The organism is Alteromonas sp. 4NH20-0104 (assembly GCF_057547795.1).
The window spans coordinates 314,869-331,199 of record NZ_BAAJLP010000001.1; the positions used below are offsets into that span (position 1 = coordinate 314,869).

Below are 16,331 nucleotides of genomic sequence, written 5' to 3' on the forward strand. Positions count from 1 at the left end.
AATCAAACCAATACTTAAAAGGTATAATTAAAAATCACTCGGTTAGTGCCGTCACCCGCCTTGCGGACAGGCAAACAAAAAAGCCGCAAGGTCCGCCGCCTGAGGGCTCGGAACACATTGCGGCAGTTGTTGTACAACCGTTATCGTCTGGATAACTCAGGCTGATGGGGATCACGTCCCTGTGCCACCCATCAGATATTTTTGAATAACGGGCTGCGTACCTGCTGGGCATCCGCCGCTGAGATAAATTTCTCAGTATAGATATCCCGTTCAAACAAGCGGCCTTGCATGAGCGTATTGATACAGGCATCGATCATGAGTGGCGGGCCACATAAATAGGCCTTATTACCACTGAAATCGCCATCAAAAGCACGTTGCGCGGCTTCGTGAACAAAGCCCACCTCTCCCTGCCAGTCGCCATCGCCACCGGCATCCGACAGCGCCGGGATATAGGTGAAGTTAGGGTACTTCTCAGCCAGGGCTAAAAACTCATCGTGATAATAAAGTTCCTCGCGGCTGCGCTGACCATAAACCAGCGTGATTGGATGCTCGCAACCTTCTTCCAGTAATTCCACTATCATTGAGCGCGGACTGGACAACCCTGAACCACCGGCCATAAAAATCATCGGCATGTCGGCTGATTTTTTCACAAAGAAGCGTCCATAAGGCCCGCTAAAGGAAATTTCATCACCTTCTTTCAGTTCGTCATGAATATAGGCCGTACCCACGCCGCCTGGGACTTTGCGGATATTGAGCTCAATTTCGCCCGCCTCCCCCGGCGTACTGGCAATCGAGAATGCCCGGCTGCCTATCTCGTCCGGTAGATTTAAATTGATGTACTGCCCGGCCTGGAAATCAATCCCTTCACCGCCTTCTATTTTCAGCCAGATCCCTTTAATGGTCGGCGTTAAATCTTCAATCCGACTCACCGTGCAGGCATAGTCCTGTACCGGCAGGTTACGCGAGTCGGGATCTTCCTCAATCTCCGCTTCGATCACCAAATCGCTTTCCGGGATCGCACAACACGCCAGGCATTTATTTTCATCGCGCTCAAAATCCATTAACGCGAAACTGGAGGCCTCGCCATGGTCGACTTCGCCGTCCAATACGTCAATTTTACAGGTAGCGCATAAACCGTGGCAGCAGGCGTGGGGCAGGTAAATACCCGCCCTCAACGCTGCATCCAGAATGGTCTGCTCTTCCTCTACCTCAATGGTTTGTCCCAATGGCTCAATGGTGACTTCAAAGCTCATGGTTATTCTCCCTGAGGCGGAACCAGTGTTGACAGACCAGGCGTTTTAAAGCGGAATTGCTCTTTATGTACCAGGCCGTTTTCTTTTACCGTTTTATTAAAGTCAGGCGTCCAAGGCTCACCGCTCTTGGTCCACTCAATAGCGTCCCAGTCAATGCTGTTGAAATCAGGATCCGGCTGCATCAGCGGCTTTAATTGTTGCTCGATAATGTCACCCAGTTTTTGATCCGGCGCACCAAACAACATAAACGGTGCCGCCATCAGCAAATGATGATCCCAGCATGCAAATAACAACTGATGGCCATAATAGTTCTCAACTCTGTCTCGCGACGGGAACTTGTATTCGCCCTTTGCTACAACTGCCATAATAATTCTCCTGTAGTCACCTGCGCTGGCAGGCTCACGCTACCCGGTCAGGCCGGGCAGCTGTTTATTACTTACTGTTATTAGTCGGTAGAAACCTGCTTGCGCCATTTTTCGAAGTTGGCTTTGTCTTCTGAGTTGGCATATTCGCCTGCTGCCGTCGGCGCCAGACTTACCCACTCCATCCAGGCAGCCAGATCGCCTTTTAACGGCTCCTGCATCAACGCAGGCATCGGCAGCCAGGCTTGCACGTATTTTTCAGGCTCTTGCTCGAACACATGCTGACAACCATCAGAACAGAAGTGATACTTCTCGCCTTCGTACTCGGTTTCGCGGTGCGCCAGTTGCGTTGGATCATCCGGCTCAGTAAATAAGCACGGCAGCTGACAGGTTTGACACAGTTTCGGCAAACCAAAGTTATTGTATTCACCGCCCGCTTCTTTTTGCGCAATGGCATACTCCCAGCGCGGCAGGTAGTATTTTTCAAAAGTGGTTGGATACTTCTCTTTCAGCCATTCAATATCGCTGTCGGTAGGTGTCCAGGAATGGAACGCCGTACCAAACTTCCACTGATACAGACCCAGCATGATTTGATGCGAAGTATGGTCGATGCTCTTCTCCACATCGTCCCAGTGCATTGGTGGTTTAATGCCGTAGCGGGCCAGATCGCGGAACAACGCATTACCGTTTTCCACACCGTAGATGTTCCACGCCTCACGCCATGACATCACGCGCTTAGGCAGCATGTAATCCATCATCGCCGCCACCAGCGTCAGCAAACGGCAACCCCGCCAGAACCACTTGTCGATCCACTTTTGTACAATCGGAATATTGTCCGGATCCTGCTCGAGCATAAACTTGATACACTCAAGGCCCAGGGTCATATGACGGGCTTCATCTGACTGCGCCGAGAAACCAAAGGTACAGGTGGCCATATCGCCGTTGTAGGCAGCGCCCGACATAAACGGCACAAACAGCAGGTTGGTCAGGACATATTCAAAGGAGAAACCAATCGCAATCAGAAACTCAAAAGGCCCTGCCGACATGGCATCATCAAAGAATGAACGGGGTACCGAGGTATACCAGATGCGATCCCGCTGACTGGCAAAGTCTTTAAAGCCATTGTAGAACTTGTTGTAGTTCGACATGGCGTGAACCTGGGTCTGGGCATGACGGATTTCATCGATGGACTGCATCTGACACGCCACCTGCGGGCCAACGCCGGCAAACTCACGACCGACCCGGGCAAAGCCTCGGTGCGCGGCATATTCGCCCGGACTAATGCCCTGCAGGAACAGCTTTATAGCGGTTAAGTAACGGGCATCGGTCACATTCAGATGGCCGTTGTTTTGTGCATGTGCATCAATGATGGCGTAGTACTTACGCTCTTTTTCCGCCTGGTATTTCCAGTAGGCATCCATAGTTAAGCGAAACGGATCTTCCCACTTCGACCAGTCATGAACCTTTATCCCTTCATAATCAACATAAGGGTAGATTTCTTTCTCATCGCGATAGCTCGGCTCCCAGGCCAGATCGCGGGTCATTAAACGGTACTTCTCTTTAACGTTGAGTTTCTTTGGGGTCTTTTTAATATCCACGATGGTCTCCTAGCTGTTCCAGGTGAGTGTCAGAGCGTCTTCGTCTTCATCGACGTTGCCGCTGAGCGTGATCAGGTTAATATTGAGTTCCTGCATATCGAACTCACGGCCAATTTCTTCTTCAATGGTCTCGCGGCGCACCACCAGGTGGCCCTCAGCCTGCACTTTTACCATGGCCGGTTCGTGTACAACTTCGGCGTCCGGATTGTCCTGTTCTATGGCTTCCACGATAGAACGGGTCTCTTCATTGGCCTGTAAAATGATAAATACTTTCGACATGATGCTTCCTACTTAAACAAACCGGCTTTTTTGGCACGCTTGAGCAATTCATCGTGCACCTCACTGACCAGCTCGTCGGCCTGATTGCCCTCAACCGCCAGGCCCGCTACCGGCAGTAATACCGAGGTAAAATGATTCGCCGCGCTATCAATCCATTCTTCCAGAACGGCTTTGTTCTCTGCCGATTCTGCGGCCATGGTTTTCACCACTGAATCCACCCAGCGCACGGATTCCAAATACCAGTTAGTCATAAACTGAGTCAGAATTGAGATACCCGAGCCGCCCTGCTCAACCAGGTTGTGATCGATAATGCGTTGATATACCAGCGGATAAAGCAGGCCATCTAACACAAAGTTTTGCTTGATAAACACTTCTACCGGGTCGCGTACACACATCAAATCTTCCAGTGAACGGCGCAGTGGCTGCCAGGCATCGCTGTCCATCCAGTCCTGTTTAGCCGCTTCCAACGACTCCACATCACCAATCATCAGGCCAAGCCGTGAGAGATACTGGGCAATGCCCAGATTATCCATAGCGTGGTAGACACAAGGTTGGGTGAACACCGAACCGTAGCCATAACCACATACCAGGGTATTGTTCATATTGGCGGCGTAGTTGGCATGGCGCAGTGGGATCAGTAAATCCTGGGCAATGGCCAGCACCGGATCCGGCATGCCTTCAATCAGATTCAGCGACTCAACCGTTTTGAAGTTAGACTCCATGGTTTCCTGCTGTTTGGCCCGATTAAGCGTGTAGGTACTGTAGTAGAACTGGCGGGGATCCTTTAAGTCATACCAGTCGTTCATGCGAATTTTGCTTAAATTCGGATCGTAGAGCTCTTGTTCCGGCGCCCAGGTGGGACGGTAATGAAGATTCTCTACCGCCTGCAGATCGTAGCTGGCTTCCTGATAGCGCGAAGGGATTTTCTTAGTGCCAAAACGCTTTTCCAAGTGTGTAAAGGTCTTATTTTTCTGTTCAATATTGACCGTTTGTACATCGATTTGCATAACTCTTTCCTCTTAACTTTGCCTGTCTACTTGTCACGAAAGTGATGGGTAGCGTCGTGCAGACTCCACTGGAAGGCATTCTTTTCTTCGTCGTCTGAAACCACGGCTTCGTCATCCAGAAAAATGACCTTCTGCTCTTCACAAAACTTTTCAAAGTCCTGCTGCTTAAGCACCATCTCCAGCGCCACTTCGGGCTGGCCTACACTGAAATCGAACTCAACAAATCCGTCGTCTCGTTTGCCTGTCACCCGCACATAATGTAACGAGGTGTCGAACTGCTCTTTCGGCGCTGCAATACTGTCGTTCATGATTTGTCCTTTTAGGTTTGCCGTTAGCTCACTACCGTCAGGAAGCTCTCATGCAACTTACGCTGCGGGTAATCGAGCCCCTGGGCGAAGTTATCCCAGGTCCAGGTAATGGTTTCGTAATCGGGGTAAGGGTGATAACCGCCCATGAAGGTTTCAAAGCGGTTGCCGGAAGGATCCCAGGCGTAAATGGTACAACCGCGGGTAATGCCGTGACGCGTTGGGCCGATGTCCACGGCTACCTCGTTCATCGACATAATGTCGCCTGCACGCAGCACACGTTCCCAGCTTTCCATCAGAAACGACGTATGGTGGAGTTTGCCCGGCTCGGGATATTCAACAAATGCGATGTCGTGCACTTTATGCGAGCAGGACAGCCAGATGCCAGCTTCGGTCTCATTGTCTTCACCCAGCACGCGCTCAACCAGATAAAAGCCCAGTACATCTTCAAAAATCGCTTTCACCTTGGCGATGTCTGGTCCGTACAGCAGCATGTGGTCCAGACGCACCGGCGCAATACCGTGTTCACTCTGGGTATACCAGGGCGCCGGGTTAGTCAGGCCCATGCCATTACCTACTTTGGTTTTCTCAGCATAGAGTTCAAACTCATGGCCCGATGGCAGGGTAAAGCGCACGCGCTCGCCAGTTTCAAGTAAGTCACCGGCTTCAAGACGGCGGGTTTCTACACCGTAAGCGTTCAGATCTTTTTCGAGCTTATCGAGGGTAGCACTATCGAGGACTTTGAAACCCACAAAGTCGACACCTGCCTGCTCGGCTTCACGAATAATGTAACTGCTGTGATCCTGTTCATCCCAGCATTTAAAATATACCCGTCCCATGTCGTCACGACCGGTCTCGACCAGCCCCATGACATCACCGTAAAACTTAACGGCTTCATCTAAGTCCAATACCCGTACCGCTACATGTCCTGGACGTAATACACCTGTCATCGCCATAATTTGTTCTCCACTTTGAGCTTCTAAGCGCCCTGAGGCGCAACAATTTATTAACTTATTACAGGTATCATGCCAACATTTAAAATCATTGATTTTATTGTAATTTTTATATTTTACGTAAATTTAAGGCGATTTTATTTAACGTTTACATAACGCATTTGTTAGTTTGATGTTTAAGCATGACAATTTTGTAAGGCTGTACAACCCAGTAAAGAATCTTCCTTCTAAAGAAGGTGGCTTTGCGTTCCCCCCCTAAAAGGAGGCTCTATTTAAATCGAAGAAAGGACAATAATTGTGCCCTTCTTCAGTGTTGTCATTGTCACTGGCAGACATAACAAACTGGAAGAATCATCATGGATGAGGATTCAGTCGATGCGGCACAGGGATGTGCCGACATTGGCGGTCTAGTTTGTTCTGCCAGGGACGATGACGCTTTTCACTGATAAGGGCTGCGGGGAGTCCAGAGGGTGTCGCACAACACCCTCTGGTCGCGGTCGGCGACTCCGACAAAGATATATATACACCTTCATTTGCTGACTTATAGATATACGGGCCAAGCCCTACCACGAATGATAACCACCTACTGGAGTAGGGGTGGTTTAGGGCTGAAAACAAAATGCCAGGTCGGTTTGTCAGATCAAGAACAGGTATAAAACCGGAGAGTAAATTGTGCTGCAAACTCAAGGTTTGCTCATTTGATCAAATCAGAAAGGGATCACCGAAACGAGCTAATCAAATGATCAAACCCGTTCGGTGGGGTTGGGACTGTTGTTACGTTAAACCTCAGGCAAGGCTCAGCGCGGTTTTTCGTTAACCCGGTATGCCAGTTGCCGGCGGGTCACGCCAAGATATTGTGCCGCATGGGTAAGATTCCCTTTGGCTTTGCGCACGGCCGCCTCAAACAATTGCTGTTCATGGCTGGCTAAATCAAACTCACCCTGCTCAAGCAGTTTATCGTAAAACTGGGTATCCATTTCTGGCATCGCACTGAGCGGCTTAACCTGGCCCAGTTCATTGACTTCGCTGATGCGTTCCTGGGTATCTGCCAGTTCCGGCGGGTTAACAAACAAATGATCAAGTTCGATTAACCCTCCATCGGTAGCCAGTAGCACACCACGCTCAATAACATTTTCCAGTTCACGCACATTACCGGGCCAATCGTAGCGATTCAGCACCTGCATTGCCTGACCTGACAATCCTGTCAGGCGCTTCTGATAACTTGCTGAGAAGCGTTCAATCATGGCATTACAGAGAATAAGAATGTCTGAACGACGCTCTCTTAAAGGCGGAATGTTGACCGGATAGGTAGCAATACGATAATAGAGATCAGCGCGGAACTGACTGTCTTTAATAGCTTGCTGCAGGTCGACATTGGTGGCGGCTACCAGGCGTACGTTTACCTTGCGCACTTCATCGTCACCCAGTCGCTCTACTTCACCGGTTTGCAGTACGCGTAATAATTTAACCTGGGCTGATAAGGGTAAATCCCCCAGCTCATCTAAAAACAAGGTGCCACCATCGGCGCGTTCAAAGCGGCCCGGGCGGGATTCCTGAGCTCCGGTAAAGGCGCCTTTCTTAACACCGAAGAGCTCTGCTTCAATCAGTTCATGGGGGATTGCGCCGCAGTTAACCGCAATAAACGGCTTTTCACTGCGACTGCTGTGTTCATGCAGCCAGCGGGCAAAGACTTCTTTCCCCACGCCGGTCTCACCCAGCAACAGCACATTAATCGGCGAATCCGCCGCGCGCTTCAGCAGGTTTAAGGCGCTGGTAAACTCGGGGGAGGCGCCCACCAGACCATCGGTATCGTACTTGACCTGGCGTTTGCCACGCAACTGGCTGAGCTCTTTCTCGATTTCACGTAATGATGGGCTAAGCGGATCGTCACGAAATAATTCTATGTAGTTTTCATCATCCCAGCAGTCTGCAGGCTTGCCCACAATCTTACAGTGATGGTCGCCCTTACACATGCATTCAATTTCTTTGAACACAATAAAGCGGCGAAAAAAACGACTGGTATAACCCGAGGCATAGCCCACAATGGTCCAGCAGGCGGCTTCTTCAGATAACCCCAGCGACTGCAAATGGGCTTCAGCTTCCCAGGAATTCTCAACAATCACTTCGCCGAAAAAGCGGCCGGTTTCCCAGTCTATCTCTGCCTCGGTGATATGAGAGCGGACGTGCCCTTCAAACGCATGAAGTTCCGGTCCAATTCTGAATACGTCATAGCTGTTTTTATTATCGGCGAGCTTATGCGCCAGGTCTGCATCCTGCTCACCCGCTACAAAACCAATACGAATAAGCATGCGCTTGGCGGATTCGGCGTCCAGGTAATCAAATAACTTGGTGCGCATTTCCATCAGCGCTTTGGCATGTAATAACAACAAACGGCTTTCGCCTAGCCAGATCTTCCCTGTTTCCTGGTTAAAACGGAGTTTTGAGCGAAGGTCGAAACGATCGACTACCTCTTTTTCTTCCTGCGCTATTTGTTGATCTGCAATCATACTACTGTCCAACAACAGGGGGGTATGGGGGCTATCAATCACCCATCATACCCCTTTAATCCCAAAAGTGTTAACACTTTACTTACAACACCATTTCATTTAAGCAATATACTTACCATAACGGCAATCTATACCTTTGCTTTGTTTTGAGGTGCTGCGACTGGCATTAAGAATCTTGCCAGCGCCGGTAACAGGATCAGGGCGCCCAACATGTTCCAGATAAACATAAAGGCCAGCAGGATCCCCATATCGGCCTGGAACTTAATTGGTGAAAACACCCAGGTCGCTACAGCAATACCCAGCGTAATCCCGGTTAACACCACCACTTTGCCGGTAAACAGTAAGGCATCATAGTAAGCTTCAGACAACGATACCCCATCCTGTAACCGCGATTTCATCACAGTGAGAATATACAGTGCGTAATCCACACCAATCCCCACCCCTAGCGCAATCACCGGCAACGTTGCCACTTTCACGCCAATATTGAGCCACACCATTAACGCCTGACATAAAATCGAGGTCAGCATCAGCGGCAGAATGGCGCACACCACTGCCCGCCACGAGCGGAAAGTAATGAAAGCCAGGATGATAACGGCGCTGTAAACAAAGAACAGCATTTGCGTATTGGCTTTTTCCACCACGATATTGGTGGCCGCTTCAATCCCCGAGTTACCCGCCGCATTGAGGAACTGGAACTTCTCCGTGTTGTTTTCCTTAGCAAAGGTTTCTACTGTCTGAACAACCTCGTTGAGGGTGTCTGATTTGTGATCTTCAAGGTAAGCAAAAATAGTCAGCAAATCACAGTTCTGGTTAAACATTTCCCGCGGTGCACGGGTAATGATGGCATTGAGCATGCCCTGCGAACGCGGAATGCCGTACCATTTCAAGTTACCTTCATTCATTCCGGCATTGGCCACTTTGGCCAGACCGGCCAGCGAGGAAGTGGTTACCACACCGCTTAACTGACGTAATTCCTGCTCTAATGCATCAACCGCCATCAGGGTATCGTAGTGAGCACAGGCATACTGCTCTGTCTTAACCATAACCACATACACGTCTGAACTGGTAGCATAGTTTGCAGTCATAAAGGCGTTGTCGAGGTTATAACGGGAGTCCGGTCGAAGCTCCGGCGCGCCCTGATCGGTATCACCAATTTTCACATTGGCACTGATCACACTGCCGCCTACACCTAAAATAATGGCCACTATGACGGTCACGGTGGCGTACTTTTTACGGGTAAATAAATCCAGAAATGCCCACAGTGGATGTTTACTGTGAGAGACATCCGCCTCGTCCTGCAATTCAGCTTTGATACTGCGTTTCGCGGCAGAATCCGCCACACCGGTATAAGAGAGCAGCACCGGCAGTAAAATGAGGTTACTGAAAATCAACACTGCCACACCAATACTGGCGGTCACCGCGAGATCCTGGATCACCGGAATATCAATGACCATCAGCACGGCAAAGCCTACCGCATCAGAAATTAACGCCGTGATACCGGCCAGGAATAAACGGCGAAAGGTGTAGCGCGCAGCCAGCAGTTTATGTATGCCACGACCGATGTCCTGCATGATGCCATTCATTTTCTGCGCGCCATGACTCATACCAATGGCAAACACCAGAAACGGCACCAGAATCGAGTACGGATCCAGCTCGTAGCCCAGCGTTGGCAACAACCCAAGCAACCACACTACGGCCACCAGTGAACAACTCACCACCAACAGCGTACTGCGGATACAGCGGGTGTAGATAAACAGCACCACGGTAGCAATACCAATGGTAATCGCAAAAAACACCAGTACCTGCTTAAGACCGTCGATTAGGTCACCCACCACCTTGGCAAAGCCGGTGATATGAATCTCAATGCCGTCTTTTTGATACTTCGTTCTGAGCTCCTCAAGCTTGGCCGAAAAAGCGTGGTAATCCAGCTGATTACCGTCCGGATCCACTTCACGCAGCGGCACCTGTATGACACTGGAAGCATAGTTACCCGACACCAGTTGCCCTACTTCCCCGGAGCGCTCAACATTGAGGCGCACCTGGTCCAGCGAGGCCTGGGAACCGTCATAATCATCCGGGATCACCGGCCCGCCATCGAGGCCTTCTTCAGTTACCCCGGTCCATCTTACCGACGGTGTCCAAAGCGATTTCATAAATGGTCGCTCTACGCCCGGCATCAAAAACAGTTCGTCATTTAGCTGACGCAGCGTGTCGAGATAATCAGCGTCGAAGATTGAGCCTTTGGTGTTATGCACCGCAATGCGCAGCGCATTACTGGTATCCGACAATTGTTTGCGATTATCCAGAAAGTTAAGAATGTAAGGATGGTTACTGGGGATCATTTTTTGAAACGCCGCGCTTAAAGTAAGCTGCGTAGACTGATAACCCAGAATTCCGGTGACGACCAGGCACAGTAAAATAATGATTGGCCGGAAATTAAAAATAGCCCGCTCCAGAATACGCCCGGAACTGGTATCGAAATCTTCTAAATGGCGAATTAAGGTTTCGCCCTGAGTATGTTTAGTCATTAGCGTGCCCCTGTGCTCACCAGATTATTGTCACTGACCAGATGCGAACCGCGCGCGGTCGCAACTGCATAGCCGCTTTGCGACTCAATAATGTCGGTGATACCACCAAAGGGCGCCTGGCCCAGCAGGCTGAAATTTTTCGCCGAATCATCACTGACAAACAGCTGTCCGCTCTGATCTGCCAGCATGATCTTACCGCCGGTAGTCAGCACGCCACTGGTGAGCGTCACCTCAGAGCCTAACTTCACCCGTTTCCAGCGCCCTTTACCTTTGTTCTGGCGCCACACGTTACCGCGTAATCCATACAGTAGGCGGGTACCATCATCCAGTAACAGACCGTCGAAAAAGCTGCCGTAATAAGGTGTATCGAGTTTTACGAACCCGTTGCCATTATCCGCCGAGCTGAACACCGCTGCCTGCTCACCTAAAATAATCAGTTCGTTTGGGGAACGGACGACCTTATACAAATGTTTCCCGGCCGGATTAGGCAGTCTGGCGATAATGGAATACCAGTTTTCGCCGCCATCATTGGTGGCAAAAGCCAGGCCGTAGGCACCGATTGCCCAGCCATCAAACTGATTGGCAAAATAGACGTCAAGAATGGGCTTGTCGGCGCCCTCTTTCACCAGGTATCCGGCGTTGCGTTTAGCCCGTTCACCGCGCTCGTCACCCGCGGCAATCAGCGATTCAGCTTCCGCCATCGCAAGCTCGGCAGCCTGATAACCATCCAATTGTACTTGCCAGGTGTTACCGCCATCGGTGGTGGCCAGGATCACACCGCTATGGCCAGCAGCCCACCCGTTCATTGGATCACTAAAAGAGACCGCTGTGAGGGTTACTGATACCGGTACCGATTTGGCCTGCGTCCAGGTATTTCCTTCATCTTCGGAGAGCAGAATAACGCCGCGTTCGCCTACTGAAACCAATTTACTGCCCGCTTTGGCAAGGCCAAGTTGCAGCGCATGACTGCTGGTTTTATTTTGTTTAGCTGGCGCCACCAGCACATCCTGAAGGGTAGATTCGGCTTCGTTCTGAGGTGTGGCGTGTAGCGCTGTGCACACCATCAAAAGGGTCAGGAAAAACGAAGGCAATGCAAAGCCGAACAAGCCATCTACGTTCATTCGTTTCATGATAACTATCTCTGTTACATCACGGGAAAAAGGCCCGCGGTGGCAGGCCTGGAAGATAAACCCTGGTTTAACGTACAGCGTCTGCTGCTACCGCATCACCGGTAAAGAACGTCTCGGGCTTGGTATCCACTACGTGGAAGCTTTCACCATTAAGTGACTGAATGACGCTCATGGTTTTTGCCTGCAGGTTGAATACCGTGGCGGTTTTAATCAGCGTCGCTGGCACTGAAGGCAGTACAAACGGCGTGACCTGAGTGGTTCTCCACAGGTTGCCTTCCGCATCAAAGCCGTCCATCAGCAGGATCACCCAGGAGTCCTCATCGATATAATAAGTTCGGGTGGGTACCGCATGACGTTTGCCCTCTGCAACCTGTGCTTCCACTGCCCATACGCGATGCTTTTCCCAGCGCACATGTTCAGGGTTTAAGTGAAACTCAGCAATAGCTTCTTCGGCATCCGGCGCGATAAAGCCATTGTTGTTATAAGGCACCAGCATTTCTTTTTTGCCCTTTAACGTCCAGCTGTAGCGGTCGATGTGACCCAGCAGGCCCTGCACTTCGTCGAAGTAGTTAGCGCCTGAGGCAACAAAGTCGGGCGTATCATAAGCCACGGTAGGCGCACGGCGCACGCGACGCTGACCTAACAGGTACTGCCAGGCTTTACGCGGGCTGTCGGCATCGATACTGTCGCGGATAACCAGAGACTCACCGGCTTTAAACGGCGGCTCCATGGTATTGAAACGGAACATGGAGTATTCCCCGTTCCAGTCGTCCGCATCAGCGTCTTCATAGTATGGCGGATACTGGAACGAAATTTCGTTACGGGTAGCCAGCGTGTGCGAGCCATCGGCATTACCAACGATATTCTTAAAGGTGTACTCAATAGACGGGGCTTCCACACGTAACAGGAAGTTCCACATTACCTCATTGCCATTTTCCGGCATTGGGAACGGGATCCCGCCGATACACCCTTCAAGGCTGTAGCCCTGTTCTGCCAGCGTACAATTTTTCACATTGGCCTTAACAGCTTCGTAAACCTGCTCAGGTGCCGCCGCCGTACGATGGCTCGGATACACGTCGAGGTAAAAGGTGTCCGGATACTTTTTCAGCAGCTCAATGGTGCCGTCTGTCAGTTGTTCTGCGTATTGCTGATAATTACTGGCATCAACACGATACAGCGGTTTTTCATCTTTGAATAACTCCAGCGGAATGTCGCCGGCGTACTCGCCAGGCACTTTCTCGGTCAGCCCACCGGTCCAGGCCGGAATGGAACCATCAGCATTACCTGCCATGGTGCCCCCCAGCGGATTAAGTTCAGTACCAAGCTTGCTGGCATCAGTGCCGGCAGCAAAGGTGGCGGGAACAACGGCCAGGGTTAAAGCCAGTGTCATTGCGTTACGAATTTGATTAAACATAATAAGTCTCCTGTCCTCGATCGTTAGAAGGTGCGTTGTACTGACAACGAAATGAAGTCACGATCGCCGTGGAAGTTTTCATAAGAAAGCGTAGGTACTGGCGCGTCATACTGGATCACAGAGCCGGCATCGCCGAGATACTTGTTGTAAGTCATGGAGAAGCGCCACATGCGGTTGTAGTCGCCTTTTAACCCCACACTCACGTTACCGCCGTGCTCTGATGGGAATAACACCCCATTGACCGATGAACGCCCCTCAATACCAAAACCAAAGCCAATAGGTACCTGCATATCAAGGCCCGGCATCACCTGGAAATAATCCGGTGTAAAGATAAACTGAATAGCACTGGCGTCTTTGGTGGCCAGCGGATCGAGTTGATCGGCATTTTCTGAAATATTTAACCGGCGGTTAAAGGCAAACTCACCAATAAAGGTGGCTGCATCCCACAGGCTGTTTTCATTTAAAATGGTGATCATCGAGGCGTTAAAGTGGAATGTATCTCCCCGCGGGAACGCCGAATTGTCGTCACCATCAGCCGTGGTATTACCCGGCAGGATCACCGTGTTACCTGTGGCTACCAGTGACATATCCTGACGAACCGACATTTCAGCTGCCACGTTAGTTTCACCCACCAGGGTGCTCACACTAAGACCATACACCTTGATATCTTCAGCAAAGACCTGAGCGTAATCACCGATGCCGCCATCCTGCACATTGATGCCCGGACGCACATAAAATTGCGGCATTTTGTCGTGGAATTGCGCAGCGTAAAAACCTACTTCGTAGTCATCAATTTTGTAACGGGCCTGGAAACCAAACTGGCCGGAATCATCCGCAACGATGTCTTCACTGCGGTGCACGATAGCGCCGGGGCCAAGAATAACGGTTTCACCGCCTTTATCGACAAAGTCGGCAAAAGCAAAGTAACTGCCCGCTGCAGGCAAACGTGACTTACGCCACTCGAACTGATAGTAGGCAGCCAGGGTCAACTTGGAATTTACCTGCAACTGGGCAGCGAACTGACCGGTGGGACGTGCCACTTCCTTAAACTCAGACTGAGGAACCGATAACGCACGGGCTAAATCCAGCCCGGTCATTGCACCGGCCACCGCGTTTGAACCAAAGAACAGGCTCTCACCGTAAAGCTGGGCAAAACGACCGGCTTTGAGGTTAATTGACTTCTTACCGACGTTAAAGCCGCCGTACACGAAGGCATCCAGAATTTCGCCATACTGGCCGTGTAAATCCTGGGTCTCGTCGGCAAACTCACCGGCTGGCACCGACTGGGTATTCACCAGCGCCCCATCGTAATAACCGGGGTTATCATTGCTTTCGTGATAAACCGAGTCATACCAGGTGGCGGCACTGATGCGCATACCATAGCGACGCTTGTAGCGAAGATCGAACTCTGAAAACAGATCCAGACGACTGGAGACCAAGCCTTTATCAAAGTTTAAATCGCCATCATTGGTATTTGCTTGCGGACCAATTGATGCGTCTGCCACGTCTCTCTCGGCCGGTGCCACGCGGAACATAGCACTGTACTTAACAGTGTTATCCCAGCGAACACGCAGGTCGCGATTGCCCGTATCGATGGTTGCAGCCTGGGATTGCGCTGAGGCTAAAAGGCCCAGGGCAACGGCTGCGGCGAGTGCGTTGCGAGGCAACTTTTTGTTGTTTTGTTTCACCCACACTTCATTCATAGCGTTCCTCCTCGAATGTTTCACTATGCTGAGTTGCGCGACCCGGATACCTCACCTCACAGCCTGACGTTACAGCGAACCTCTGCAACACCAAATAGGTTGGATATAGATAAATCACGCGTTGTGAACGAAATGTATATTTGCTGTTAATTACCTTCCAATACTATTGACGGCCCTGATTGATACCTTTAAGGTATTACCAATTTAAACCAACCGGAAAGTCTGCCATGGATATTCGTCAGATCCGTTACTTTGTTGCCGTTGCCGAAGAAAGCAATATTGGCCGCGCAGCAAAGCGATTATTTATCTCTCAGCCCCCTCTGACGAGGCAGATCCAGCAGCTCGAGGACGAACTCCAGGTAAAGCTGTTTGAGCGCACCGCTAAAGGCGTAGAGCTAACTTCGGCAGGTCAGTTATTCTTAAATGAATCGCGCAATATTCTGAGTCTTATTGAACAGGCGCAAGAGCGCACACAACGGGCGGGAAAAGGGCAGTTAGGCCGTCTCGACGTGGCCATTTTTGGCTCTGGTATCCTCAACACAATTCCGGACATACTCAAGCGATTTAAGACCGCCTACCCAGGCGTAAATATTGTTCTACATCAAATGAGTAAAGCGGAACAGATTGAAGCGCTGCGGCAAAAAAGGATTTCCGTGGGGTTTAACCGCCTGCTTGCGCCACTACCGGATATCGATTCCACCATGATCCTGCAGGACAAACTCATGGTAGCGGTGCGGGACGACCACCCGCTGGCTATGAAACCCTTAATCAACCTTAAAGAACTGGATAACGAACCCATTGTCGTGTTCCCGAAGGGCGCACGCCCCAACTTCGTGGATTTGGTTTCACGGGTGTTTCAGGAAGCTGGTGTCACCATGAACATCACTCAAACAGTGATCGACGCGGTTACCGGTATTGCGCTGGTTTCCGGTGGCTTTGGCTTTTGCCTGATCCCCAGCTCAGCCAGTGTGCTGCAACTTCCCGGCGTTAAATACATTCCTCTTGGGGGGATTCCGGATAACGCCACCGTGGATCTCAGTTGTATTTATTTAAAAGACGATCATTCTCCCCTGCTTAGTGCGTTTTTAGCCGTAGTTCACGAATATAAGAGCCAGTTGACCAATCAGGCGTAACTGCCAATCTGTTAATTTTGTCTCGCAGCAGCTCATCCGACGAGCTGCCTGGTCCGCAGGGCAGTGCCCGCGAAAACACGCCCATTTTCATCATTTTATATTACGAATTAGTAAGTTGAATACCCATCACTTTGCTCCAGTGCAATGAAGTTTTTGCAC

Annotated in this window: 13 protein-coding genes; 1 reads left to right on the top strand and 12 read right to left on the bottom strand. The window is 50.6% G+C overall.

Features of this window, described 5'->3' with window-relative positions; translation table 11 throughout:
- Positions 1-191: 191 nt before the first annotated feature.
- From AC27IB_RS01445 to AC27IB_RS01500, 12 genes are all read right to left on the bottom strand, one after another.
- Positions 192-1,253 carry a 2Fe-2S iron-sulfur cluster-binding protein gene (locus AC27IB_RS01445; RefSeq protein ID WP_487118402.1) on the bottom strand — a complete coding sequence of 354 codons (1,062 nt, stop codon included), beginning with the start codon at positions 1,251-1,253 and terminating at the stop codon, positions 192-194.
- Positions 1,254-1,255: 2 nt separating this feature from the next.
- Complete coding sequence (locus AC27IB_RS01450) at positions 1,256-1,618, bottom strand: phenol hydroxylase subunit P4 (protein ID WP_487118404.1); 363 nt, start codon at positions 1,616-1,618, stop codon at positions 1,256-1,258.
- 80 nt (positions 1,619-1,698) lie between these two features.
- Positions 1,699-3,213 (bottom strand): YHS domain-containing protein, encoded by a 1,515-nt coding sequence (locus tag AC27IB_RS01455; protein WP_487118406.1) that lies wholly within the window; start codon positions 3,211-3,213, stop codon positions 1,699-1,701.
- A 9-nt stretch (positions 3,214-3,222) separates the two neighbouring features.
- The gene (locus AC27IB_RS01460) at positions 3,223-3,492 is read right to left on the bottom strand and encodes an MmoB/DmpM family protein (RefSeq protein WP_105935989.1); all 270 of its coding nucleotides are present in this window, start codon (positions 3,490-3,492) and stop codon (positions 3,223-3,225) included.
- Between the two features lie 8 nt (positions 3,493-3,500).
- Complete coding sequence (locus AC27IB_RS01465; RefSeq protein WP_487118408.1) at positions 3,501-4,499, bottom strand: ferritin family protein; 999 nt, start codon at positions 4,497-4,499, stop codon at positions 3,501-3,503.
- Between the two features lie 26 nt (positions 4,500-4,525).
- A complete protein-coding gene (locus tag AC27IB_RS01470) occupies positions 4,526-4,807 on the bottom strand; it encodes a phenol hydroxylase subunit (protein ID WP_487118410.1) in 282 nt (93 codons plus the stop codon).
- Between the two features lie 23 nt (positions 4,808-4,830).
- On the bottom strand, positions 4,831-5,760 hold the full coding sequence (locus tag AC27IB_RS01475) for a catechol 2,3-dioxygenase (protein WP_487118412.1): 930 nt from the start codon (positions 5,758-5,760) through the stop codon (positions 4,831-4,833).
- A gap of 794 nt (positions 5,761-6,554) precedes the next feature.
- Positions 6,555-8,264, bottom strand: a complete 1,710-nt coding sequence (locus AC27IB_RS01480) for a sigma 54-interacting transcriptional regulator (protein WP_487118414.1) — start codon at positions 8,262-8,264, stop codon at positions 6,555-6,557.
- Positions 8,265-8,392: 128 nt separating this feature from the next.
- Positions 8,393-10,792, bottom strand: coding sequence for an efflux RND transporter permease subunit (locus tag AC27IB_RS01485; protein WP_487118416.1), 2,400 nt, complete (start codon positions 10,790-10,792; stop codon positions 8,393-8,395).
- Positions 10,792-11,922, bottom strand: coding sequence for a YCF48-related protein (locus AC27IB_RS01490; protein ID WP_487118418.1), 1,131 nt, complete (start codon positions 11,920-11,922; stop codon positions 10,792-10,794). Before AC27IB_RS01490 ends, AC27IB_RS01485 begins: the two co-directional genes overlap by 1 nt.
- Before the next feature lie 67 nt (positions 11,923-11,989).
- Positions 11,990-13,336, bottom strand: coding sequence for a DUF1329 domain-containing protein (locus tag AC27IB_RS01495; protein ID WP_487118420.1), 1,347 nt, complete (start codon positions 13,334-13,336; stop codon positions 11,990-11,992).
- Positions 13,337-13,359: 23 nt separating this feature from the next.
- The gene (locus AC27IB_RS01500; protein WP_487118422.1) at positions 13,360-15,039 is read right to left on the bottom strand and encodes a DUF1302 domain-containing protein; all 1,680 of its coding nucleotides are present in this window, start codon (positions 15,037-15,039) and stop codon (positions 13,360-13,362) included.
- A gap of 227 nt (positions 15,040-15,266) precedes the next feature.
- Here AC27IB_RS01500 and AC27IB_RS01505 point away from each other — a divergent pair, with 227 nt between their 5' ends.
- Positions 15,267-16,172, top strand: a complete 906-nt coding sequence (locus AC27IB_RS01505) for a LysR family transcriptional regulator (protein WP_487118424.1) — start codon at positions 15,267-15,269, stop codon at positions 16,170-16,172.
- Positions 16,173-16,331 lie beyond the last annotated feature (159 nt).

What these genes read in the sequence shown, in the direction of transcription:
- AC27IB_RS01445 (WP_487118402.1), bottom strand. Translation starts at nt 1,253, where the DNA reads ATGAGCTTTGAAGTCACCATTGAGCCATTGGGACAAACCATTGAGGTA.
- AC27IB_RS01450 (WP_487118404.1), bottom strand. Translation starts at nt 1,618, where the DNA reads ATGGCAGTTGTAGCAAAGGGCGAATACAAGTTCCCGTCGCGAGACAGA.
- AC27IB_RS01460 (WP_105935989.1), bottom strand. Translation starts at nt 3,492, where the DNA reads ATGTCGAAAGTATTTATCATTTTACAGGCCAATGAAGAGACCCGTTCT.
- AC27IB_RS01465 (WP_487118408.1), bottom strand. Translation starts at nt 4,499, where the DNA reads ATGCAAATCGATGTACAAACGGTCAATATTGAACAGAAAAATAAGACC.
- AC27IB_RS01470 (WP_487118410.1), bottom strand. Translation starts at nt 4,807, where the DNA reads ATGAACGACAGTATTGCAGCGCCGAAAGAGCAGTTCGACACCTCGTTA.
- AC27IB_RS01475 (WP_487118412.1), bottom strand. Translation starts at nt 5,760, where the DNA reads ATGGCGATGACAGGTGTATTACGTCCAGGACATGTAGCGGTACGGGTA.
- AC27IB_RS01480 (WP_487118414.1), bottom strand. Translation starts at nt 8,264, where the DNA reads ATGATTGCAGATCAACAAATAGCGCAGGAAGAAAAAGAGGTAGTCGAT.
- AC27IB_RS01485 (WP_487118416.1), bottom strand. Translation starts at nt 10,792, where the DNA reads ATGACTAAACATACTCAGGGCGAAACCTTAATTCGCCATTTAGAAGAT.
- AC27IB_RS01490 (WP_487118418.1), bottom strand. Translation starts at nt 11,922, where the DNA reads ATGAAACGAATGAACGTAGATGGCTTGTTCGGCTTTGCATTGCCTTCG.
- AC27IB_RS01495 (WP_487118420.1), bottom strand. Translation starts at nt 13,336, where the DNA reads ATGTTTAATCAAATTCGTAACGCAATGACACTGGCTTTAACCCTGGCC.
- AC27IB_RS01500 (WP_487118422.1), bottom strand. Translation starts at nt 15,039, where the DNA reads ATGAATGAAGTGTGGGTGAAACAAAACAACAAAAAGTTGCCTCGCAAC.
- AC27IB_RS01505 (WP_487118424.1), top strand. Translation starts at nt 15,267, where the DNA reads ATGGATATTCGTCAGATCCGTTACTTTGTTGCCGTTGCCGAAGAAAGC.